The sequence below is a fragment of the Bradyrhizobium sp. 154 genome (genome assembly GCF_023073875.1).
Lineage (GTDB): Bacteria > Pseudomonadota > Alphaproteobacteria > Rhizobiales > Xanthobacteraceae > Bradyrhizobium.
Genome location: NZ_JADPKG010000078.1, coordinates 12,569 through 34,806 on the forward strand (window position 1 = coordinate 12,569; position 22,238 = coordinate 34,806).

Below are 22,238 nucleotides of genomic sequence, written 5' to 3' on the forward strand. Positions count from 1 at the left end.
CCTACCGCGCCATCTTGACCTGCCGCACGACCGGGATCTTGGGCAGCGAGCCGGTGTGGTCCGTCTCGTCCTTGGCCTGCGGCGCGCTAGGTGCGCGGGCGGTGGCGTCGGGGAAGCGCTGCTTCATCTCGCGCAGGAAGCCGTCGAGCGTATCGACGCTGGCGGCAAGCTTGGCGATCTCGGCGAACTCGGCGCTCGAGGCCGCGGCGGGCTTGCTGGCGATATCGAAGGCGAGACGGTCGGCGCTCTCGCTCATCAGCGGGGCGTATTTCTCGCGGAAGCGTGACAGGCCGATCGAATCGTCGGCGAGCGCATAGCCGACTGCGGCACGGATGATGTCGCTCTTCTCGACCGCATTGAGCGGCTTGAAGTCACGGAAGCGCTCGCCGTAATAGAGTTCGATCTGCTCGGCGGATTCGCGCCAGCGCCGCGCGGCCCAGAAGATATCGGAGCGCAGGCGCAGCACTTCGCGCCCGGAGACGTTGGAGACGATGTCGAGCGCCAGATCGTGACGGCCGACGTCGCTCTGCGCCCGCCCCTCCAGGAGGAGGCGCTGCTGCCTGAGCTCGCCGGCGAGATCGCTGATGCGGCTCGCGCGCAGCGCGGTGATCGCCATGTCCGGCTTGCGGTTGGCGAGATAGATCATGGCAAGGCGCGCGGCAACCTGGGCGCGGGCGGCGCCTTCGAGGCGGTGATCGACCTGGTATTGCAGAAGCTCGGCGGCCTGGTCGAGCAGATCGACCGAGGCGAGACGATCGACGAGACGGCGGATCAGCTCGTCGCCGCGGCGGCCGATCGGTGTCAGCTCGCGGAACTCGTAGAACATCCCGAGCGCCTCGACCGGCGGCAGATCGTCGCCCTTTGGTCCTAAGAAGATCTGCGTGAACAGGTCGGAGGCGAGATCCTGCGCCTGGCGCGAGGCTTCCGCGTTCGGCTGGAGCTTCGTCGCGGTGCGCGCCGCCGTGAGCGCGTCCCGGTAGCGCCCGTTCTCGGCATAGAGCTGCGACAGCATCTGCAGCGTCTTGACCTCGATCGCATCGCCGCGCCAGGTCATCGATAGCGTCTCGAGCTCGCGCAGCGCTTCTTCCTTGCCGATCTCGTCACGCTTCTGGCGCAGCGCGACCTCGAGCTGCTTGGCCTCGGCCGCTGCCGGTCGGTCGCTCGAGGCGACCGCGTATTTGTAGTCGTCGAGCGCATCCTTGTCGTGGCCGAGTGCCTCGGCGAGCCGGCCCCGCAGCACGGCGAAGCCGGGCGCAGCCTCGGGCGAGACTCCGACCACCTCGAGCTCGCTGCGGCGCTTGGAGGCGCCGGCATAATCCTTCACCTCGAGCGCGGCGCGCATCGCGTCCATCGTCACGATGCGCTGGATATCGAGCGGCAGCGAGGCGATGGCGAACTCGACGTTCTTGAATTTCTCGCGCGCGTCCGCCCATTTGCCCTGGCGCGCATAGGCGAGCGCCTTCCAGAGCTGGGAATCATGGCTGTTGCCGATCACGGGACTGGCGAGGTCCTTCAGGCCCTGCGCCGGCCGGCCGATCAGGATGTTCGCGATCGCATGCATGATCAGCGCGCCGCTCTCCTCCTTGTTGAGGGGATCGCTCAGCATCAGGTCCGTCACGGCCTTGGCCTCGTGATACATGGCCCGCGACATGTAGAACTGCGCGAGGTCGAGCCGCGGCAGCGACCGCAGCGCGGGCTCGACGGCCGAGATCGCCGTCGTCAGCTCGCTCTGGCGGGTCCAGAAATTCTCCGACTGGCCCTTCCGCCAGCCTTCAGGACTGAAGATCGGGCGCACCGCGGTCGGGGCGCGCTCGGCCGAGATGTCGATCGGCGACAGCGTCAGCCCGCCCTTCTTGCCGAGAATGACCTTGTCGGCGCCGACCTCGACCCCGACCTCGTCGGAGTTCGGCCGGATCGCGATGCCGTGCGCGGATTCCAGCAGCGAGAGATCGACGAGGTCCTGCCGCTTGATGAAACCGCGCACCGGCCGCTGCGCCGTGACGACATAGAGCGTATCGCCGGCATCAGGGTCGGTGAGCTTGTGCAGCAGGCCTGGATTGGCGAACGGGATCGCGATGTTGGCGAGCGCAGGATCGGTGATGTTGCGCGACATCATCAGCGGCAGCGGCGTCGCCTGGATCTTGTCGGCGAGCGTCAATAGCCAGTTGGTCTCCTTGCCGACCTCCTCGCTCGTCAGCGAGTAGACCAGCGGACGGGTGAGGCGGATGCGAACCGCCTGCCCCTTGTCGAGCGGCACGCAACCGACCTCGCCAATCATCGCCCCGCCCTTGCTGCGGATCGCCTCGACATCGATCGGCCTCAGTGTATCGAACACCAGCCAGACCGTATCGCCGCGGCGGAACGCCGCCGCAGGCGTTGCGACCTGAAGCGGGAACGTGACGCGCAGGCCGTCGCTGTCACGGCGCACATCGACGCCGGCAATACCGGGCTGCACAGCCGCCGGCGCCTGCGTAGGAGCAGCTTTCGGAGCTTCCTTGACGGATTCCTTGGTCGGCTCTTTCGCAGCTTCCTTTACAACCTCTTTCGGTGCTTCGGCAGGGGCGGCTTCGGCAACGTGCGGCGCCGGCTTCGAGGCTTCCATGGGCGCTGCCGGAGCGCGCGCAGCCTCAGTCGCGGGCACCGGTTTCGGCGCTTCGACCGTCGGCATCGCGGCGAGCGCTTCCGGCTTCACCTCGGGCTTGACGTCAGGCTTGACGTCGGGCTTTGCCTCTATTCTGGCTTCACGCGCGATCGTCTCGGACGTCGGCGGCGCGATCTCGCGATGAGCGTCCTTCGGCTTCTCGGCCGCCGGCTTTTCAGACGCAGGCGCAGGTCCGTGAGGTGCGGGCTTGATCTGCGCGATCGCCGCCTCGGGGGTCGCCGCCGCTCTGCCCCTGTCCGGCTGGAAGGCGATGTCGACGATATAGTTCTTTTCGTCGCGGAACGAGTGCACGTCGGAATCGCCGATCAGAGCGATCTCGACACTGGTCTGGTCGATGTCGGCCTTCTGCTTGATCGAGGCGACGTTCGGCGGCGCAGCAACGACCGCATCCGCCAGATCGAAATTGAGGTTGGCGTTGAACGCGAGCGTGAGCTTCTGCTCGTTGAGCACGGAGGACACGCCGACGCCGTCGGGCATCTCGAACACGAAGCGGACGAAGGTCGGCTGCACCGAGGCGCGGACGCGGATCTGCGGACGCTTCTTGGCCTCGGCCGCGGCGCGCTGGGCGCGCAGCGCACGTTCGGCGACGCGCGCGCGCTCGGCCAGCTCCTTGACCACCTCCATCGGCAGGCTCGGCGGCGGCCCCTTCCAACCCTCCGGCAACAGGTCGATGAAGGTGCGCTCGCCGGCATTCATGGTGTTGACGGTGACCCGGCGCGCCAGCGACAGGCGGATGGCGCCGCCATCGGGATCGCGCCGGGCGGAGTTGACGTAGTCGGGCGCGCCTTCCGGAACGCGGTCGACGGGAACGTCGACGGACCGGTCGAAACGGATCACGAGAATGGAGCCGGCCGTCGTCACCTCGGAGGGAACGTCCTCGCCGAGCTTGATCACGAGACGGGCAAAACCGCCACCGGCGGAAAAGCTCGCTTCGCCCCTGACAGGATCGGCCGCCCGGGCAGGCGCAGCGAAACCGATCAGCAGGCAGGCCGCGAGCACCGCGTTGCGGATATGACGCGACAGCCCCAGCGCCAGGGCGCGGGCTCGCGATACAAATCCAGCGGCAGCCTTTCGCGCCATTAGCGGCATTTCTTCCGGTCTGACAATCCATGCCGGCAATCGCGCCGGCCGGTGCCGTCGACTGTAGGTCTCGCCAATTAAGGACTTGTTAATGCTATATCTTGATTTGCTGTGGAGAGAGCACGCCTCGTCAAATCGAGCGTGGGCGGTCCGCCAGCTTTGGATTTGAGACGCAGGCGGTTAAGGAATTGTTCACACCTGCCCAACTGCGCTGCCGCCACCAGTCAATCGTTCGAGGGCACTCCATAGCGGGCAAAGTCCTCGCGGATTCCAGCGTCGATTCTTCTTGCCGCCGAAATATCGCTATCGCCGCCAGCTCTGTCGCCGAGCTTGAGTCTGGCAACCCCGCGGCCGTAGAGCGCGCTCGCAAGCTTGGGCATGAACCGCAGCGCCGAGTTGTAATCATCGATAGCCGCGGAGAGTTGCCCCATTTTCAGGTTTATCAGAGCTCGCGAATCGTATGTTGCGGCGTTGTTTGCTTCGAATAGAAGCGCTCTGTTGCAGTCTTCCAGCGCAGCCTGCAAAGCCCCGAGGACGGCCCGGGCCCAACAGCGTCCGCTCCACATCGCCTCGAGATTCGGATCGAGGCGAATTGCCTCGTCATAGTCCTGCGCTGCACGGTCGTACGCATTCCTCTTCAGGTAGGCCGCCGCACGGTTGGCAAAAGCAGCGGCATAGTTCGGGTTGAGCTTGAGCGCCTCCTCAAAAGCGCCAAGGGCCAGGTCGTACGCGCCCGTTCTTAGATAGGCCACGCCGAGGTTGTTGAAGGCTTTCGGATAATTCGGGTTAAGCCTGGTCGCTTCAACGAAATCCTTGATCGCGCGTTCATAGTTGTTTTTGGCGCTGAAGGCATTGCCCCTGTTGTTGTGGGCGACAGCGAAGCCGTTCGCCGTCCCATCGCCGGCATCGATAAAGGCCGTGCAACCATCGATCCGAGCTTCGGGCGACACGCGGTCTGAGCCGTTACACAGTTCAACATTCTTCAGGGAGCTGCCCTTCTTCGGCTTCTGCGCCCAGCCCGACGAACCGGACAGCACAAGGATAACAATGAGCATCACGGCCTTGATCAAACTGGCTCTTGCGGTCATTTCCACACCAGGCGTCCGACTCCGACAGCGAGCGAAGCGCTAATCCTGATCTCTCTGCCCGGCCGGCGCTGCGCGCGCATTACCGCGGCTTCGGGCCAAGCAAAGTTCTCAGCATCCCCGACAGATGTTGAGCCTGCGATTGCTGCTTCGATCAGGCTCCGGCGCCGCGGATGTCGCCGGCTTCTTCAGGAGCTTACTTTTGCCCTCTTCGATCAGGGTCGAAAACTTGACCGACCCATCATCCGAAATCTCGATATGCGGCGTCGTGCCTCGGATTCCCAGCGTGGCGACGGGAGTCTCGACCTTCATGTCGCCGGTCTTTGCGACACTGCCAGCAACGAACGTGAACGTGCCCCTGGCGAGATTGAACAGGGTTGCATTGGAATTGCCGGCCGGCTCATACACATAATGATCCAACACCATACGGGCGTTGCTCGATAGATTGAACGAGCTGCCGTCGGTGAAGTTGATTCCCACTCGGCCATCGGCCCCGGTCAGCACCACATCACCGAGATATACAGGATCACCGGTGTTGGCCCGGCCGGGCTCACTCGAGACATTCGCCTGAACGACCACTGCGCTCGCATGCTCGATGGTGACCCAGCCTGTGGCCACCACCACCTTCCCAATCGGTTTCGATGACGAGGTAGCAAGGGCGGGCTTGGCGGAATCGATTTGCCCTCGAGCCGCACTCGGCAAGAAATTGGCAAGCGCCAAAACAAGGCCGGTTGCCAAAGCGACCATCGTAGGTTTGCACATGATCCCCCCTTTCTGAGAAGATCTTGTCGGCATCGGCGGCGCATTGAAGCCGCGAACGCAGCACAACAAATATAATTGTTGTTTAATTAGTTTAATCGACTTAATTTATATCCAATATTGCGAAAGCGCCACCTATTTAAATCGTTTGTCAATGCAATCACTTTGGCGGGAGGGGCATGTCGGGAATGACAGTACGGCATCGCCGTCCCCGAGAATGCGTCTCTCTCTAGAGCGGATTTGATTATTTCGGCGGGCGAGCCTCGGCTGCCAGCGCCTGGGATATCTGTCCCTTGGCGAGGGTCGCCCTGAGAAGACCATGGCAGCACGCCGAGCCTGAATCGATCACCCAGGCGAGGTCGAACCATGTTAGTTGCATCCGGCATCGAGATTGGTAACGGGCCCGCCGTGGCCCTGCCCGTCGAAATCATCGGCCATATTCATAAAGTGATCGGTTGCGGTACGCTTACGCGAGCGACCGGCATCGCCACACAGGCGGTAGCTGGTGCGCTTGTCTACCGGGGCGACGTGCTGGAGACCGATGCCGACGGACAGATCACAATTGGCTTCCTCGACGGTACTTTCTTCAACATCGCCTGCGGCACTCGCGTAGTGCTGAGCGAGTTCGCCTTCGACGTCGAAGGCATGTCACCTGCAGCCTTGTTCGACGTGACCCGAGGGAGCTTCAGTTTCGTACCAGGCCGGCTAGTAGAAACCGGGTCATTCCAGCTGAATACGCCCATCGCAGCCATTCGCGCCCGGAGCCACGCGGGCGGCTTCGGGATGCTGACGCTTGCAGCATTGACTTTCTCGACCGCGCAAAATGCCGAGGCCGCGGATCCAGATGTCACATTCTTGGATGACGATTCCATCACTTACAAGGACCTCGCGCACGGTGCATTTGAGCTCGTGACCAAGGAACCGATCCCGCGCCACATCATCGTCGAGGATCCGGGCGAGACGATCGTCCTCAAGAAAGTGGGATCCACCATCAGCGTCAATCAAGTCGCGAACACCGCCGCTCGCATGGACGAGTTGCGCGCCGCGCAACAGGATGTGCTCGCCAATCTCACACAAGGGCAAGGGCCGCATGGCTCGAGCACCCCTCCGTTCGTCAAATCCGAGCCGCTGCAGCCGATCAACTTCGTTCCGCCTGATACGCCGGAGCTGCAGACTTTGCCGATTGTGTTGCCCTTCGCCATTCTGGAGCCTGTGGGACGTCTACCGCCGACGCTCAGCACCGGGGCTGGGCCAGCTGAACGCGACACGGTGGTGTTTGACACATTCACTGCGACAACAGGAACTTTCAGTGCCAGTAGCACCAACGGCGGCGGCCAGCTGACTTTCGGTGTCATCGGGGCGAACGCCGCTCATACGGTCCTGGATGGGGTGACGTACGATCTGTCGAAGACAAGCCCCTACGGGATACTCTACGTCAACAGCACAAGCGGCGCCTATACGTTCGTGCCTAACGACGCTGCGATCAACGCGCTGAAGGCGCCCACGACTGACGGTTTCGTTATCACGGTCTCTGATGGATTCACCTCGGTCAATCAGACGTTCACGGTCACCATTAACGGTGTCAACGACGCTGCAGTGATCTCCGGCACCACGACCGGTTCGATCATCGAGGCTGGCGGTATCGCGAATGGAACGCCCGGCACGCCGATTGCGACCGGCACCCTTTCCGATACCGACGTCGACGATCCGCCCAATACGTTCACGGCCGTGAGCTCGCCAACGACGAGCGCCGGCGGCTATGGCACTTTCACGATGACGACGGCCGGCGTGTGGGTCTACACCTTGGACAACGCCAACGTCGCTGTGCAAGCGCTCAATGCCGGCGAGACGCTGACCGACAGCTTTACGGTGACCACGATCGGAGGCACCGCCCAGGTGGTGACGATCACCATCCACGGAGCCAGTGACGCGGCGGTCATTTCCGGCACGACGACCGGCGCAGTGATCGAGGCTGGCGGCATCGCCAATGCAAATCCCGGCACGCCCACCGCGACCGGCACGCTCACCGACACCGATGTCGACACGACCGCAAATGCTTTCACGGCAGTCGGCTCGCCAACAGCGAGCGCAGCCGGCTACGGCAACTTCACCATGACGGCAGCGGGGGTGTGGACCTACACGCTCGACAACGCCAACGACGCGGTGCAGGCGCTCAATGCCGGCCAGACACTGACCGACACGTTCACCGTGACCACGCTGGACGGATCCGCCCAAGTGGTGACGATCACCATTCACGGCAGCAACGATGCTGCCGTCATTTCCGGCAACACCGCCGGCTCGGTGACCGAGGCCGGAGGCGCTGCCAACGCGACACCCGGCACGCCGAGCGCAACAGGCACGCTCGTTGCCATCGACGTCGACAATACGTCCAATACCTTCACAGCTGTGAGTTCGCCCAAGGCAAGCACGAATGGGTATGGCACCTTTACGATAACCGCCGCCGGCGTGTGGACCTATACGCTCGACAACGCCAACGGCGCGGTGCAGGCGCTCAATGTCGGCGGCGCGCTCACCGACAGTTTCTCTGTCACAACCCTCGACGGCACGCCGCAGGTGGTGACGATCACTATTCAGGGCAGCAACGACGCGGCTATCATTTCCGGCACCACGACCGGCTCAGTGACCGAGGCAGGAACTTTCTCACCCGGCATTCCGATCGCAACCGGCACGCTCACCGATACAGACGTCGACAACGCGCCGAACACGTTCACCGCAGTCTCCTCGCCTGCTGCGAGCGACGATGGATATGGCACGTTCACCATGACGGCGGCCGGCGTATGGACTTACACCCTCGACAACAACAACAGCGTGGTTCAGGCGCTCGAGGTCGGCGACACGTTGACCGACACTTTCACCGTAACTGCCATCGACGGTACCACGCAGGCGGTGACCGTCGCCATCCATGGCGCCAGTGACGCAGACCCGAATGACTTTGATTATCTGGCCACCGGATCTGTCGTGATCTCCGATCCACCCAACGTGTATGGGACGCCGGGGAGCGAAACCATCGCAGGCGGCGGCGACACAGGTCAGATCATCTACGCGGGGGCCAGCGATGATACCGTCAATGGCACCGGCAAAGCGGACGTTCTCTATAGCGGCTCCGGCAATGACACGATCAAAGGCAACGACGGGGATGACGCCATCTACGGGGGCTCGGGCAACGATACAATCAACGGCAACAACGGCGGCGACACCATAACTGGTGGATTTGGTGCGGACCAACTCACCGGCAGCAATGGGAACGACCGTTTCGCTTATTTGTTCGTAGCCGATTCCAACGCAAGCCAGTTCGACACCATCACCGATTTCGCATCGGGGTCCGACAAGATCGACTTGACCGCTCTTGGCGCGCTTGGGTTCGTCGTCTTGGCCTTGAGCTCAACCAGCACGGCCGTGCCGGCACATACGATCGCCTGGCTCTATGACAGCGCGGCGAATGAAACCATCGTGTACGTCAATCCAACGGACCAGACCCTGCACATCGGCGATTCCGGTCTGCTCGAAATCCATTTGCAGGGGATTGCAACCATCGACGCGTCGGACTTCCTCTTGGCGCCAGCTGCGGCACCTGTGATGGCGGCTGCCAGCGAACCGCTCGACCTCAGCGCAACCGCGCAGAGTGACGCGACGATGATAGCCACTTCCGAGGTCTCGTCCGATTCCGGGAGCGGCGACGGCACGCTATCCGCCAATGGGAGTTCCACGATCCCCTCAAGTGAGGCGACCTACAGCCTGAATTGGAGCTGGGACCAGATCGGACCGACCGAATATTCCAGCCTCTCCAGTTCAGACGACGTGCAAACGCACCTGACCGAACCGCCCCGCAATGACGCATTAGCTCCCTCAGCCAGCGGACTGTCTACGATCTTGCACCACATGGCCGCACCGACGGAGGTCACTTTTATCTTCGATCAGATCGATGTGGCCGACACAGAGACTATCATTGGCAAGAATGGCGAGCTCGCCGGAAGTGCCCACATGCCTGATGTTGCTCTTGCAGCACTGGACATGGCCCACAACCCCGCTGAACAGCACGCCGGGCTTGCGCTGGGGAGCGTTGCCGGGAATCATGGCGCCGCGAGGTCGGAAAACGCTGACAATGCCGCTCTTGCTCACGGCCACACCGGCCATGACGGCGCAGACACGACGCCCAACCCGAGCCTGCTGAAATCGGCTGGCGGCGTCAATCATTCGCCCTCAAGTAAAGCGGCCGACGAGCAGCATGATCCGCACCATGCACCGTCTGGGTCAGCGCCTGCCGATCCCCAGCAGCTCGGCGAATCATTCGAATTCAAGGATGACACTTCACACGGCCGGCGGTCACTGCCCAACGCAGAGCTCGATGATCTTTCTAACCCGGCCGATCATCACGACCACGCTGGAGCGGCCCACGGATCCGAGCTGGTGGTTATGCCTGAACTGTCCCCGCCCAATATTGATCCAACTGACCGGGCAGGTACAGCTCACGGCCACGTGCTGCACGATCTGATCGTGTGACGCCCAACTGCGTCTTCAGTGCTGTTTTCCGCTGCCATCCGGCGCCGAGGAGTTCTGTTGATCGAGAGAAGATTCATCATCGTTGCCGTCGTCTCCTTCGGGCGGCGCTGCATGCTGATGGCTTAGCGCCGATATCCAGGCGGACGTCATCGCCGCTATGAGGACCCGGTTGACGGCCTCAATTACGCGTTCTGCTGCGGACGAGTAGTTCATGGCCTCCTGCTCCCGCGCTGCTGATTGCGAATGGCCCAAGCCTACGACGATCCCTCGAGTGCCACTGTCCGCTGCTTCACACCCGCGCGCGTCAACTCACCGCAGTCTCAGAAGATGCCGCGTGCGGCAGCTGCACCCGCGACGGGAGCTTGATGTGCTGCATTGATGAGTTGCTGAGCGCGCGCACTCACAACCTTGGGGGCGTTGCGCTTCGCACGCGACTCTGAATCAGATGTGATCTCGGCGATGCGAATCGATTGGTTAGCTTTGGGGGTAATCAATGAGCGGAGAAGCCGGTTGCATTGTGTGTAGCAGGGCAAGAGCGGTCGTAGCGATCGTTCCGATCGCCAGAGGATATGCCCTGAAAGTATATGAATGCTCCTGTTGTCATAGCACGCTGCAGCTCGTGACTCGCGTCACGAAGGCCGCGCTGATCAAGCAGCAGCTCAATACTCTTCCTCGCGTTGAGAAGCAGTTGCGCCCGCCTGTTCGCAGGGTGCAACAGGCGCTTGCAAACTAACCAAGCAAGGGCGTCTCGCTGGGCTGCAGTCGGACAACCGCGCGAACGCAGGTTGCCAAAGCACGCTTCGCCTCGCGCCCTCAATTCGGCTTTTGCGTCGGCTTGCCGTCGATCTTGGGCAGATCGCCGGCCGAGGCGGACTGATCTCCGCCGCCATTGGCCCGCCGGGCCATCTCGACGGTGAGCCGCTCGGCCGCCTCGGGCGACATCAGTCCGAGGATGTCCGACATCTTGCGCGGCGCGATGGCCGAGGCGATCTCGATCAGCACGCCCATCTCGAGCCGGTCGAACACCCGCGCTGCATCCTTCGGCTTCATGCCCTCATACATGGTGACGAGGCCCTTCATGCGCTGGGCTTCGGCCGCCTTCTGCTCGGCCTGGGTTGCGGAGATGCGGGTCTCCACCGCCTTCATCTCCTCGACCTTGTTCTCGATGCGCTTCTCGGCCGACTTCAGCAGGCTCTCGCGAATGTCGATCTCGCGCTGGCGGGCCTCGATCTCCTGGCGGCGCGCCTGCAATCGCTCGAGGATCGCGCGCTCGGCGGCCGAGACCTGCGGCTGGGCCTCGTCCATCTTGATCACGGTGCCTTCGGGCTTGCTTTCGGGAGCAGCCGGCTTCGGCGCCTCCTTGGGCGCGCCATGAGTCGATCCGGTGATGTCAGGATCCTCGCGACCGGTTGGGAAGTTCAGATTCTCCTGCGCCCAGGATTTCTTGGCTTGGTTCGGCTTGTAGTCGAACACATAGCCGCCATTGATCGCGAGGCCCGCGACCTTCAGCGTGGCGAGACCTGCGACGGCCACCAGAACGACGGGGATGACGCGGATGTTACGAAAGGACTTCATACCCCTGACTTCATGCGGCAAGGCCGTTGGATCGCCGGCGCTCGGAGAAAGCTTCAGCCGCCGCCGCGACCGCCTTCGCCGTCGTAGGCTTGGCCGCGGGGACGGCAACCGTTTCCTGATTGGTGACGGGACGCGCGGCGATCGCGATCTTGGACAGGCGCCGCACCACGTTGTCGGCCTCGCCGAGCTGCTTGTGGAGCTGGTCAGACATTTGCGTCGCTGCTGCGAGCTGGCTGCCGAGGTTCTCGTTGACGTCGCGCACCGCGAGCTTCAGTCCGCCGATCGCGCGCTCGGCGATTTCAGTCGCGGTGATCAGCTCGCCGATTACCGCCTTCAGCGAATGCTCGTCCGCCTTCAGCCGCGTCAGCCGCTTGTTGAGCATGACGCAATAGACGATCGTCAGCATCAGCAGGATAGCCACCAGCGACTCGATCGCCATTCCCAGGGAGTGGTTCATGGGGCCTCTATCATCTTGTTCTGCTCGTCAACCTTCTCGAACATCGCAAGTGTCGTACTTGGCTTGCGCAGGGGTTTCGTCACCCGGATCGCGACCCGGTCGCCGACCCGGCCCATCCGTCCTTCGGTCAGGGTGACGCTGCCGCAGCGCACCGACACGTTGGCATCCGCGCGCATCTCAAGCGGCAGCGTGTCGCCGACCTTGAGCCGCATCAGCTGCTTAAGCGGAATGTCGGCCTCGTAGAGCACGGCGTCGACGGCGATCTCGGCCTGCACGATCTCGGTGGCGAAATGCCCCTCCCACACCGGGTCGCGGCCGAACTTTTCGCCCATGAACATCTGGAGCAGGACGCCCCGGATCGGTTCGATGGTCGCGTAAGGCAGCAACAGCTCGATGTTGCCGCCGCGGTCTTCCATGTCGATGCGCAGGCGCACCAGGATCGCGGCGTTGGCGGGACGGCTGATCGCGGCGAAACGCGGATTGGTCTCGAGCCGGTCGATCGTGAAGGTCACCGGGGAGAGTGGCCGGAACGCCTGCTCGGCATCGGCCAGCACCACCTCGACAAGCCGCTTGACCAGCTCGGTCTCGATCGTGGTATAGGGCCGCCCCTCGATGCGGAGCTGGCTGGTGCCGCGGCGGCCGCCGAGCAGCACGTCGATCATCGAGTAGATCAGGTTGGAATCGACCGTCGCCATGCCGAAGTTTTCCCACTCCTCGGCCTTGAACACCGAGAGCACGGCCGGCAGCGGGATCGAGTTCATGTAGTCGCCGAAGCGCACCGAGGTGATGCGATCGAGCGAGACTTCGACGTTGTCGGAGGTGAAATTGCGCAAGCTCGTCGTCAACAGCCGCACCAGGCGGTCGAAGACGATTTCGAGCATGGGCAGACGCTCGTAGGAGACCATCGCCGAATCGATGATCGCGCGAATGCCGGAATGATCGTCGAGCGTGACATCGCCGACGGTGAAGCCGAGGAGATTGTCGATCTCCTCCTGCGACAGCACCCGCTCGCCGGAGTTCTTGCCGCTGCCGAGATCGCGGCTGCCGTCCTCGACCATCGCCGCCCATTGCAGGGCCATGGTCTCGGAAAGTTCGTTCTCGGCGGCAGCCTTGGCGGCCTCCGCCGGATCCTCCGAATCGAGCGAGGCCTCCCATTGGGCGGCAATCGCATCCTGGTCCATCTGCTCGGTGCCGGCCATGGCGCTAGCTCATTCCCCTCACTGCACCACGACTTCCTTGAACAGCACCGCGCTGACCTGGATCGGGGCGACCGCCGCGTTGACGCGCTTGGTCAGTTCCTCCTTGAGGCGGAAGATGCCGGCGGAGCCGTTGAGGTCGGAGGGGCGAAGCTCGCGCACATAGGTCTGGAAGATGTCGGTGACGCGCGGCATCGTCGGCTTGATCGCCTCGATCTGCTTTTCTTCCTTCAGCTCCAGGACGATCTTCAACCGCAGATATTGCACGCGCTCGCCGGGCGCGCCGGCGAGGTTGACCATCATGTCGGGAACGTCGACGAAAGCCGGCGGCTTCGGCGGCGGCGCCGCCTCGGCATGGTGCTCGTCGTCGCCATGACGGAAGAAGAAGAACCAGGTCGCAGCACCGCCGCCGAGGACGGCGAGCAGGCCGACGGCCATGATGATAAGCTTGAGCTTGTTCTTCGGCGGAGCGGCTTCCGCGCCGTCAGCGGCTGCGCCGCCTTCCGCTTCATTCTCTGCCATGATCGCCGCGCCCGGATCTCTCAAAGGGGTCGAAAGAGCGAAGCCTCAGACAGTGACGCGATACAAATGCCCCAGCGCGATGCGCTCCTCTTCATGGCAAACGCTACGGTAATAATGGTTAACGGAACCTTTCGATTGGGCGTCCGCTAGGAAAAATCTGCCGGGCAAACATGGCTAACAGAACCTTTCTGCCGCCCTCCCGCACCTCTCAAATTTCACCAAGTGCTTTAAATTACACGACTTTTAGAGTTGGCACGGCTTTCGCTGAGAAAGGGCCGAGACCCGACGGTTTGGGAGAACCAGACGGTCTCGTTCACGGGGTCCGCCAAGGCGCTTGGGAGAGCGAGGTGGCAGATCTCACTCAGGGGAGAATTCCGATGCAGAACGCGCTTCTGATCGGCTTGTCACGGCAGATGACGTTGGAACGGCAGATGGATGTCATCGCCAACAATGTCGCCAATGCCAATACCAACGGCTTCAAGGCCGACCATTCGCTGTTCGAGGAGTACCTCAACTCGAACGCGCGTGAGGACAATTTCCTCGGCTCCGACCGCCGGGTCTCCTATGTGCAGGACCGCGGCACCTTCCGCGACGTCGGCCAGGGGCCGATGGAGCCGACCAACAACCCGCTCGACATGGCGATCGACGGCAACGCCTATTTCGCGGTGCAGGCCAATGGCGGCGAGCGTTACACCCGCGACGGCAAGTTCTCGCTCAACAGCACCGGCCAGCTCGTCACCTCCGACGGCAACCTCGTGCTGGGCACCGCCGGCCCGATCACCTTCCAGCCGACCGACCACGACATCAACGTTGCACCCGACGGCACCGTCACCGTGCTCGAGGGCACGGCGAAGACCGACTCCATCCGCGGCAAGATCCGCATGGCCTCGTTCGACGATCCGGCCAAGCTGACCAAGCTCGGCGCCAACCTCTATGACATCGGCTCCGCCGTCCAGCAGGCCGACACCAAATCCAGCGTGCGCCAGGGCTACGTCGAGAAGTCGAACGTCAATGCGGTCGGCGAGATGAGCCGCATGGTCGAAGTCATGCGCAGCTACACCGCCATCGCCAGCCTGCTCCAGCAGCAGAGCGACCTCCACAAATCGGCGATCGAAAAGCTCGCCGACGTTCCGGCCTGATTGAAGGAGAACTGACATGCAGGCGCTTCACACCGCAGCGACCGGAATGGCGGCACAGGAACTCAACGTTCAGGTGATCTCCAACAACATCGCGAACCTCCGCACCACCGGCTTCAAGAAGCAGACCGCGGCGTTTCAGGACCTGATCTACGAGCACGTCCGCCGCGTCGGCGCGCAGTCATCCGACCAGGGCACCATCCTGCCGGTGGGCGTCGACATCGGCGGCGGCGTCAAGACGGTCGGCACGCCGCGCAGCATGACGCAAGGCACGCTGTCGCAGACCGGTAACGATCTCGACCTCGCGGTCTCGGGCGACGGCTTCTTCAAGATCCTGATGCCCGACGGCACCTACCAGTACACCCGCGACGGCACCTTCCAGATGGACAATCAGGGCCGCATTGTCACCGCACAGGGCAACCCGGTGCAGCCGACGATCACGATCCCGAACAACGCCTCGGGCCTGACCGTCAACGTCCAGGGCCAGGTCTCGGTGACCCTGCCGGGCTCGTCGACCTCGACCATCCTCGGCCAGATCGGCCTAACTCGCTTTATCAATAAGGCCGGCCTCCAGCCCGTCGGCAGCAATCAGTTCACCGAGACACCCTCCTCCGGCCCGCCGCAGGACGGCACCGCGACGGCCGAAGGTTACGGCAATATCACGCAAGGCAGCCTCGAGCAGGCCAATGTCGACGTCGTCTCGGAAATGAGCGACCTGATCGCGGCCCAGCGCGCCTACGAAATGAACGCCAAGGTGATCAGCGCCGCCGACCAGATGATGCAATCGACCACGGCGCTGTTCCGCTGAGGTGATGACCATGATCCGGACCACCCTCGCCACGATCTTCGCTCTGCTCGCGCTGGCACTGCCGGCAGCGGCGGCCGACGACTTCATCGCAGCGCCGATGCTGCGCGCGAGCATCACCGTGACCGCGGACGTGGTGCGGGTCGGCGATCTCATCGACAATGCAGGATCTGCCGCGCTGATCCCCGTCTACCGCTCGCCCGATCTCGGCACCACCGGCGCACTGCCGGTCGCGCAGGTGTTGTCGGTGCTCCGCGCAAAACAGGTGATCGGCGTCATGACCGGCGACATCAAGGAGGTCCAGGTCACCCGGCTCGCCCGCACGCTCGCCAGCAAGGACCTAGAAACCGCGGTCGCCTCCGCGCTCGAGCGCCGCTTCGGCCTTGGGGAAGCCGCCAACATCACCGTCACGTTCGACCGCGGCATCGCCGACATGCGGTTGGACGCCTCCAACACCGGCGCGCTCCAGCCGGTTGCAACCCGCTATGACGCCCGCAGCGCCCGTTTCGAGGTCGCCTTCGAGATCAACAACGACAACAATCCGACGCCGACCAAGCTGCGCTTCACCGGCACCGCGATCGAGACGGTGGAAGTGGCCGTGCTGACGCGCGACATCGACCGCACCGAGCTCCTGAAATCCTCCGACGTCGCGCTGGAGCGCCGGCCGAAGGCCGAGGTCACCGGCGAGCCCGCCTCGCGCGATCGCACCGTCGGGATGCAGCTGCGCCGGCCGATGCGCGCCGGCATGCCGATCCGCGTCGCCGACATCGTCAAGCCCGACTTCGTGGTGCGCGATCAGACCGTGACAATCATCTACCAGGTGCCCGGCCTCCACCTCACCACGCGCGGCAAGGCGATCGAGAGCGGCGCCGAGGGAGACACCGTCAGCGTGCTCAATTTGCAATCCAAGCGTACGCTGACCGGAACCGTCACCGGCCGCGGCCAGGTCACCGTCCAGGCCGCCAGCCAGTCCGCACCGATGACGCCCGCGATCGAGCAGACCTCGTCGATCAAGCGTGACGACGTGCCGGCGGCCGCAGCCCTCGCCCAAAGTCTGGTCCAAGCCCCTGTGTCTCCGGCCCAGATCGCACAAGCCCAGATCCCGCAGGTTCGCGTCTCGCAAGCTCCAGCCAAGTCAGAGTAAGTTCATGTCTCCGTTCAGTTCGGCTTTCCACCTTCGTCGCATCGCGATCTCTGCCCTGCTGCTGGCGACTTGCGCCCTCGCAACCGGCTGCTCCTCGATCGACCGCCTGTCGCAGATCGGCGAGCAACCGAAATTGTCGGCGATCGACAATCCGACGACGCAGCCCGGCTACAAGCCGGTGCAGATGCCGATGCCGAAGCCGGAAGTCGCCTCCTACAATCCGAACTCGCTGTGGCGCAACGGCAGCCGCGCTTTCTTCAAGGACCAGCGCGCCCGCCAGGTCGGCGACCTCTTAACGGTGACCGTGAACATCACCGACAAGGCCAACCTCTCCAACGAGACCCAGCGCAGCCGCACCAGCAAAGAAGACTCTGGAATTACGGACTTCATCGGCAGCCAGACAGTCACGCAGCCGCTCAAGGTTCTCCCCGGACGTCTTCTCACCACTGACTCGGCGTCCTCGGCCGACGGCAAGGGCTCGGTCAACCGCCAGGAAGCGTTGCAGACCAACGTCGCCGCGGTGGTCACGCAAGTGCTGCCGAACGGCAACCTCGTGGTCGAGGGCAAGCAGGAAATCCGTGTCAACTACGAGATCCGCGAGCTCGTGGTCGCCGGCATCGTTCGCCCCGAAGACATCCAGAGCGACAACACCATCGATTCCAGCAAGATCGCACAGGCCCGCATCGCCTATGGCGGCCGCGGCCAGATCATGGACGTGCAACAGCCGCGCTACGGCCAGCAGGTCATGGACGTGCTGCTGCCCTTCTAAGCTTCTTTAAGAGCTCCCACATCGTGTTCGCGAATCTAGGCGCGAACGACGATGTACGACGCGGCCTCCGGTAGCTCCCCTGCCGGAGGCCGCATGTATTTTGGAGGTGGATGCTAGCGGGCTGTGAGTCAGGTCGCGCCATAGAAACGACGTCGCTGCCTCAAACACCGTCGCAATGACGAGCTTGGCCGGGCGCTATCTACTCTCCCCCCCTGTCATCGTCCGCGAAGGCGGACGAACGATCCAGTACTCCAAGGCCCCCGTTGCTAAATCGATGCGGCGCGGCGTACTGGATTCGCCGCCTTCGCGCGGAATGACAGCATAGAATGCCGTAGCCCCCTCACGTAAACTCCGCCTCCACCGTCCCCAATCCGTCCAGCTCCATGCGCACCTTGTCGCCGGCCTTCAGCCAGAGCGTCTTCACCAGGCTGCCGGTGAGCACGAGCTGTCCTGCATGCAGGCTCTTGCCTTCGGCGGCGAGATGGTTGGCGAGCCAGGCGAGTGCGTTGTGGGGATGACCGAGCACGTCGGCGCCGGTGCCTTGGCTCACCTCCTCGTCGTTGACGATGGCCCGACCCTTCACCGCGTTCAGATCCGGCACCGACGAGCGCGGAACCAGGGGTCCCAGCACGCAGCCGGCGGCGAAGAAATCGTCGGCGATCAGCGTCGGCGCCCCCATCGTCTCCCACTTTATGTAGCGATCGTCGACGATCTCGATCGCGGGATGGTAGGCGTCGACGGCCTCGCCGACCCATTCGGCCGTGAACGGCGCCTCGCCGGCGGCAAGGTCGCGCTTCAGCCGCACCGCGATCTCGCATTCGACGCCGACGCGGACATAGTTGGAGGCGGCGAGCTTGGCGCCGCTGTCATGGACGCCGTTCTGGAACACGCCGCCGCCGCAAGGGTGCGGGATACCGATGTAATCCTGCATCACCTGGCTGGTGCAACCGATCTTGTAGCCGACGAGCGGCCCGACATGAGGCAGCAGGAGATCGTGCAGCGCGCGCTGGACCTGATAACCCTCCGCTTCGTCCGTGGGGGGGCGCTTCAGCGCCGCGAGCGGCGCATGGTTGCGGCGCGCCTGCGCGATCGCCTTTGCGGCTTCGAGAATCCTGTCCATCGGCGCCGCCTCCCACGCTACGCAACATTGCGGCTCAGTTCAGCATTCCCGTCCGCGCCTGACAAGCGCTGCTCGGCGCTGGGCCGGGCCGATTACGGGGGCTCCCGCCGCTTAAGAAAATATTGAGTTGGTTCGGGCCTTATGGAGCCGCGCGCCAGGCGCACTCGCCCCACGCAGCACGGAGGCTCGGATTGCAGCGATGCGTGAAGCCGCTGCGGCGGCGCATCAAGATGCTGGTAGATCTCGTTGATGCGACTCGCAAAACCCTCCCCGCAGCTGAAGTGAATGTTGTTTCTCATGTGAACTCATGTGAGCTTGCAGGAATCGACGCTACCTCATTGATCCTGATTCATATTTCGCGATCATGAGACGGGCGCCTTGTCGTGGTGCCTGAACCAGCACCACGGCAGGCCAACCGAAGCTGCTCGCCTCAGGCGTAGCCGAGCGCGATCCGGATCGCAATTTCGACCGGCGAGTAGTCATGGTCTACACGGTCCAGCCGATAGGGCTCGGCCGGAGGAAGCTCGGGCTGTGCCATGAAGCGTGGTGTCCGTCCGCGGTGCTTTTGCGCAGCGTGCACCAGGAAAGGATGGCACAGATAGACCGTGCCCGCCTCGCCCGTCGCAAGGGCGATCTCGCAATCGGCCCCCATGTCATCCAGCACCATCCGCGCACGACCCGCCTCTCCCGCCGGCGCGAGATAGCGCGCCATCGGCATGTGCGAGCCGCTCCTGATCGCGTCGGCGCGTCGTGCTCGCCAACATCGGAGAACAGGAACAACATCAGCAGCGCGCGGCCGCGCGAGACAATATTGGCTCGCCACGCCGAATAGTCGTGCCGCTCGTTGGGGTCGCAGTCCTCGCCGGGAAAGCTGAGGTCGATGTGCCAGCCAGCATCGCCGGGATCGTCCGGATGTGGGAAGCGCACCGCAAAGGTGCCGCCGATATCCTTGCGCGCCCGCCCACGGCCGGCGCCGACCAGCTGGTCGAACGCGCGATGCAGCACCGGCATGTTGGCGATCTCTCGAAATGGCGGACCGCCATAGCCGGACAGCCGGATCACAGGGCGCGTCCAGGTCGACGGATCGTGTTCGCTGCACGGTAGATCGCGCCACAGGATGGCTCGTGCTTGCTCGGCGAGTGCGCGGGGAAAGGCGTTGTCGATCCGGACAAAGCCCTGTTCAATGAATTGCTGGATTTGCGCAGGCTCAAGGGCAAGCGCGTCATCTCGATCGCTCATGATTATTGTCTCTCAAAGCTGTCGCCAGCCATCCTTGGCCCGCGTCATGCGAAGCCCGGCCGGCTCATTTCGGTTCACTGGAGTCCCGCCAGGCGGCAGCCTGCGCGGTCGATCAGCGCTTCCGGCTGGAAGCAGGATCAGCCCAGGAAGAAAACCGAAGCGATATTGAGAGTGCGAATCATCATAGCGGCGCGAACCTACGCGCCGAACCAGCGACGTTCAAGCGACGCCCTGCGTCCCAAAAACAAAGAGCCGCAACTCTGCGGCTCGGGCTCTATTCGTCGCGATAGACCTTCTCGCGCTTCTCGTGGCGCTCCTGCGCCTCCACCGAGAGCGTCGCGATGGGCCGAGCCTCGAGCCGCTTCAACGAGATCGGCTCGCCGGTTTCCTCGCAATAGCCGTAGGTGTTGTCCTCGATGCGCTGAAGCGCGGCGTCGATCTTGGCGATCAACTTACGCTGGCGGTCGCGGGCGCGGAGTTCGATGGCACGGTCGGTTTCAGACGAAGCCCGATCGGCGAGATCGGGGTGGTTCACGTTCTCCTCCTGCAGGGCTTGCAGGGTGAGCTTGGACTCTTTGAGGATCTCATCCTTCCAGGCGAGGAGCTTCAGACGAAAGTACTCCTTCTGCCGGTCGTTCATGAAAGGCTCTTTGTCGGTCGGACGGTAGTTTTTCAACTTTTCCAAAGGGCGGCCTATCTGTCTAAGCAACGACTCGCAAACGGAACGGGGTCCGTCGAGCGGGGCGTTATATAGCGGCCTCCTGTGACAGACAATATTTCCCTGCCGCCTCGGTCGCCGCCCCCAAGCCCTTGCACAGGAAGGTTTATCCGCAAAGGCCCGGGGGCGGCTGACAGCTCAGTAGCCGACCGTGAAACGCTGCCTCGGATGGGCCGGCCGCTCGATCTCGTCCGCGAGCGCAATGGCGTAGTCGGCGAAGGTGATCCAGCTCTTTCCGTTCGCATCTGCGAGAAGCTGGTCGCTCCCGAGCCGGAACTTGCCCGTCCGCTCGCCCTCGACGAACAGCGCCGACGGCGAGATGAAGGTCCAGTTCAGGGTCTTTTCCTGCCGCAACAGGTCCAGGAAGGCCCCGCCCTTTTCCGCCTCCGCCTTGTACTGGGCGGGAAAGTTGGGAGTCGTCACCAGTTTCACGCCCGGCGCCACTTCCAGGCTGCCGGCGCCACCGACAACGAGGTAGCGGCCAACCTTGGAGTCCTTCGCAGCGCCGATCAGCCTGAGCGGGTCGCTGGCCAGGAAATGCACGGAACTCACGGCGACGTCGTGCCCAGCCCACAGCTTGGCAAGGCCGGCCTGATCGAGCACGTCGCCCTTGGTGGGCGTGACGTTCGGCAGGGCCGCGATCTTTTCGGGGTTGCGAGCAATGGCGGTGACGCTATGGCCGCGACGAGACAATTCCCTGGTGATTTCCGATCCGGCCCGGCCCGAGGCGCCGGCAACTGCGATTTTCATGGAGGCTCCTTTGCTTGGTTAGTAACTAGTAGCGACTAGATATCGCAAAGAATGCTGGTGTTAAGAGAGCACCTTGTGCTTACCTGATAACGCTGGAGTAACCGCCAAGCATATTCGCAAAGCACCAGGAAGGAATCCGAGGACTCGACGATGAAGCCAGACGTCTATGCAGCGAACTGTCCAACGCGCCAGATCCTCGATCGCGTCGGCGACAAATGGGCGGTGCTGATCCTCTTGCTGCTGCGCGAGCAGCCGATGCGTTTCAATCAGTTGCGCCGCACGATTGAAGGCATTTCACAGAAGATGCTGAGTCAGGTTCTCAAATCGCTCGAACGCGACGGCCTGATCAGGCGCCGCGCCATCGCGACGGTGCCTGTCACGGTGGAATATTCGATCACGCAGCTCGGGCTGACGCTGGCGGCGGCGGTCGATCCCCTGCGCGATTGGGCCGAGCAGAATCTGAAGGACGTGCTCGCCGCCCAGCGCCGCTACGACGCACAACAGAAGGAGGAAGCGGCGGCCTAGGCGCTCTCGCAGGAGCGCGCTCTGCACCCAAACCTCTTTTGCTAAAGCGTGATGGCATTAAGTTCGATAGCCTGAGTTTTTGAGGTAATTGGCGCATTCGTCGGCGGTGAAGGCATCGAGTGCGTGGCCGATTGCGGCGCAGACCGCATCGACGGTTCGGGCGGCAGCTTTGCGG

The 22,238-nt window shown here is 63.4% G+C and carries 17 protein-coding genes and 1 pseudogene; 6 read left to right on the forward strand and 12 right to left on the reverse strand.

Annotated elements, in window-relative coordinates:
• Nucleotide 1 precedes the first annotated feature (1 nt).
• The 3 genes from IVA92_RS18575 to IVA92_RS18585 form a co-directional block, all read right to left on the reverse strand.
• A complete protein-coding gene (locus IVA92_RS18575; RefSeq protein WP_247278062.1) occupies nt 2-3,742 on the reverse strand; it encodes a tetratricopeptide repeat protein in 3,741 nt (1,246 codons plus the stop codon).
• A 224-nt stretch (nt 3,743-3,966) separates the two neighbouring features.
• Nucleotides 3,967-4,812 (reverse strand): tetratricopeptide repeat protein, encoded by an 846-nt coding sequence (locus tag IVA92_RS18580; RefSeq protein ID WP_247278063.1) that lies wholly within the window; start codon nt 4,810-4,812, stop codon nt 3,967-3,969.
• 126 nt (nt 4,813-4,938) lie between these two features.
• A complete protein-coding gene (locus IVA92_RS18585) occupies nt 4,939-5,574 on the reverse strand; it encodes a FecR family protein (RefSeq protein WP_247278064.1) in 636 nt (211 codons plus the stop codon).
• A 378-nt stretch (nt 5,575-5,952) separates the two neighbouring features.
• Between IVA92_RS18585 and IVA92_RS18590 the strand changes: the two genes are divergently transcribed.
• Nucleotides 5,953-10,107 carry a VCBS domain-containing protein gene (locus IVA92_RS18590; RefSeq protein ID WP_247278065.1) on the forward strand — a complete coding sequence of 1,385 codons (4,155 nt, stop codon included), beginning with the start codon at nt 5,953-5,955 and terminating at the stop codon, nt 10,105-10,107.
• A 15-nt stretch (nt 10,108-10,122) separates the two neighbouring features.
• On the opposite strand, the gene IVA92_RS18595 is transcribed toward IVA92_RS18590, so the two are convergent.
• The 5 genes from IVA92_RS18595 to fliL form a co-directional block, all read right to left on the reverse strand.
• Complete coding sequence (locus tag IVA92_RS18595) at nt 10,123-10,320, reverse strand: hypothetical protein (RefSeq protein ID WP_247278066.1); 198 nt, start codon at nt 10,318-10,320, stop codon at nt 10,123-10,125.
• A gap of 600 nt (nt 10,321-10,920) precedes the next feature.
• Nucleotides 10,921-11,682 carry a flagellar protein FlbB gene (locus IVA92_RS18600; RefSeq protein WP_247278067.1) on the reverse strand — a complete coding sequence of 254 codons (762 nt, stop codon included), beginning with the start codon at nt 11,680-11,682 and terminating at the stop codon, nt 10,921-10,923.
• 10 nt (nt 11,683-11,692) lie between these two features.
• Nucleotides 11,693-12,139 (reverse strand): DUF6468 domain-containing protein, encoded by a 447-nt coding sequence (locus IVA92_RS18605; protein ID WP_247278068.1) that lies wholly within the window; start codon nt 12,137-12,139, stop codon nt 11,693-11,695.
• On the reverse strand, nt 12,136-13,338 hold the full coding sequence (fliM, locus tag IVA92_RS18610) for a flagellar motor switch protein FliM (protein WP_247278069.1): 1,203 nt from the start codon (nt 13,336-13,338) through the stop codon (nt 12,136-12,138). Before fliM ends, IVA92_RS18605 begins: the two co-directional genes overlap by 4 nt.
• Before the next feature lie 18 nt (nt 13,339-13,356).
• Complete coding sequence (gene fliL, locus IVA92_RS18615; RefSeq protein ID WP_247278070.1) at nt 13,357-13,857, reverse strand: flagellar basal body-associated protein FliL; 501 nt, start codon at nt 13,855-13,857, stop codon at nt 13,357-13,359.
• A gap of 377 nt (nt 13,858-14,234) precedes the next feature.
• On the opposite strand from fliL, the gene flgF reads away from it, so the two are divergent.
• The 4 genes from flgF to flgH are packed head-to-tail and all read left to right on the forward strand — an operon-like array spanning nt 14,235 to nt 17,711.
• On the forward strand, nt 14,235-14,996 hold the full coding sequence (gene flgF, locus IVA92_RS18620) for a flagellar basal-body rod protein FlgF (RefSeq protein WP_247278071.1): 762 nt from the start codon (nt 14,235-14,237) through the stop codon (nt 14,994-14,996).
• Between the two features lie 16 nt (nt 14,997-15,012).
• Entirely contained in the window at nt 15,013-15,801 is a 789-nt protein-coding gene (flgG, locus tag IVA92_RS18625) for a flagellar basal-body rod protein FlgG (RefSeq protein ID WP_247278072.1), read from the forward strand.
• A 10-nt stretch (nt 15,802-15,811) separates the two neighbouring features.
• Entirely contained in the window at nt 15,812-16,942 is a 1,131-nt protein-coding gene (gene flgA, locus IVA92_RS18630; RefSeq protein WP_247278073.1) for a flagellar basal body P-ring formation chaperone FlgA, read from the forward strand.
• A 4-nt stretch (nt 16,943-16,946) separates the two neighbouring features.
• Complete coding sequence (gene flgH, locus IVA92_RS18635; RefSeq protein WP_247278074.1) at nt 16,947-17,711, forward strand: flagellar basal body L-ring protein FlgH; 765 nt, start codon at nt 16,947-16,949, stop codon at nt 17,709-17,711.
• Nucleotides 17,712-18,051: 340 nt separating this feature from the next.
• Here the strand turns inward: flgH and IVA92_RS18640 are convergent, their stop codons facing one another.
• The 4 genes and pseudogenes from IVA92_RS18640 to IVA92_RS18655 form a co-directional block, all read right to left on the reverse strand.
• Nucleotides 18,052-18,831, reverse strand: coding sequence for a fumarylacetoacetate hydrolase family protein (locus tag IVA92_RS18640; RefSeq protein ID WP_247278075.1), 780 nt, complete (start codon nt 18,829-18,831; stop codon nt 18,052-18,054).
• Nucleotides 18,832-19,261: 430 nt separating this feature from the next.
• Nucleotides 19,262-20,070 (reverse strand): annotated as a pseudogene (locus tag IVA92_RS18645) (phytanoyl-CoA dioxygenase).
• A 274-nt stretch (nt 20,071-20,344) separates the two neighbouring features.
• On the reverse strand, nt 20,345-20,710 hold the full coding sequence (gene dksA, locus IVA92_RS18650) for an RNA polymerase-binding protein DksA (RefSeq protein WP_085966600.1): 366 nt from the start codon (nt 20,708-20,710) through the stop codon (nt 20,345-20,347).
• A 216-nt stretch (nt 20,711-20,926) separates the two neighbouring features.
• Nucleotides 20,927-21,538, reverse strand: a complete 612-nt coding sequence (locus tag IVA92_RS18655) for an NAD(P)-dependent oxidoreductase (protein ID WP_247278076.1) — start codon at nt 21,536-21,538, stop codon at nt 20,927-20,929.
• A gap of 150 nt (nt 21,539-21,688) precedes the next feature.
• On the opposite strand from IVA92_RS18655, the gene IVA92_RS18660 reads away from it, so the two are divergent.
• Nucleotides 21,689-22,063 carry a helix-turn-helix domain-containing protein gene (locus IVA92_RS18660; RefSeq protein ID WP_247278077.1) on the forward strand — a complete coding sequence of 125 codons (375 nt, stop codon included), beginning with the start codon at nt 21,689-21,691 and terminating at the stop codon, nt 22,061-22,063.
• Nucleotides 22,064-22,238: the final 175 nt, after the last annotated feature.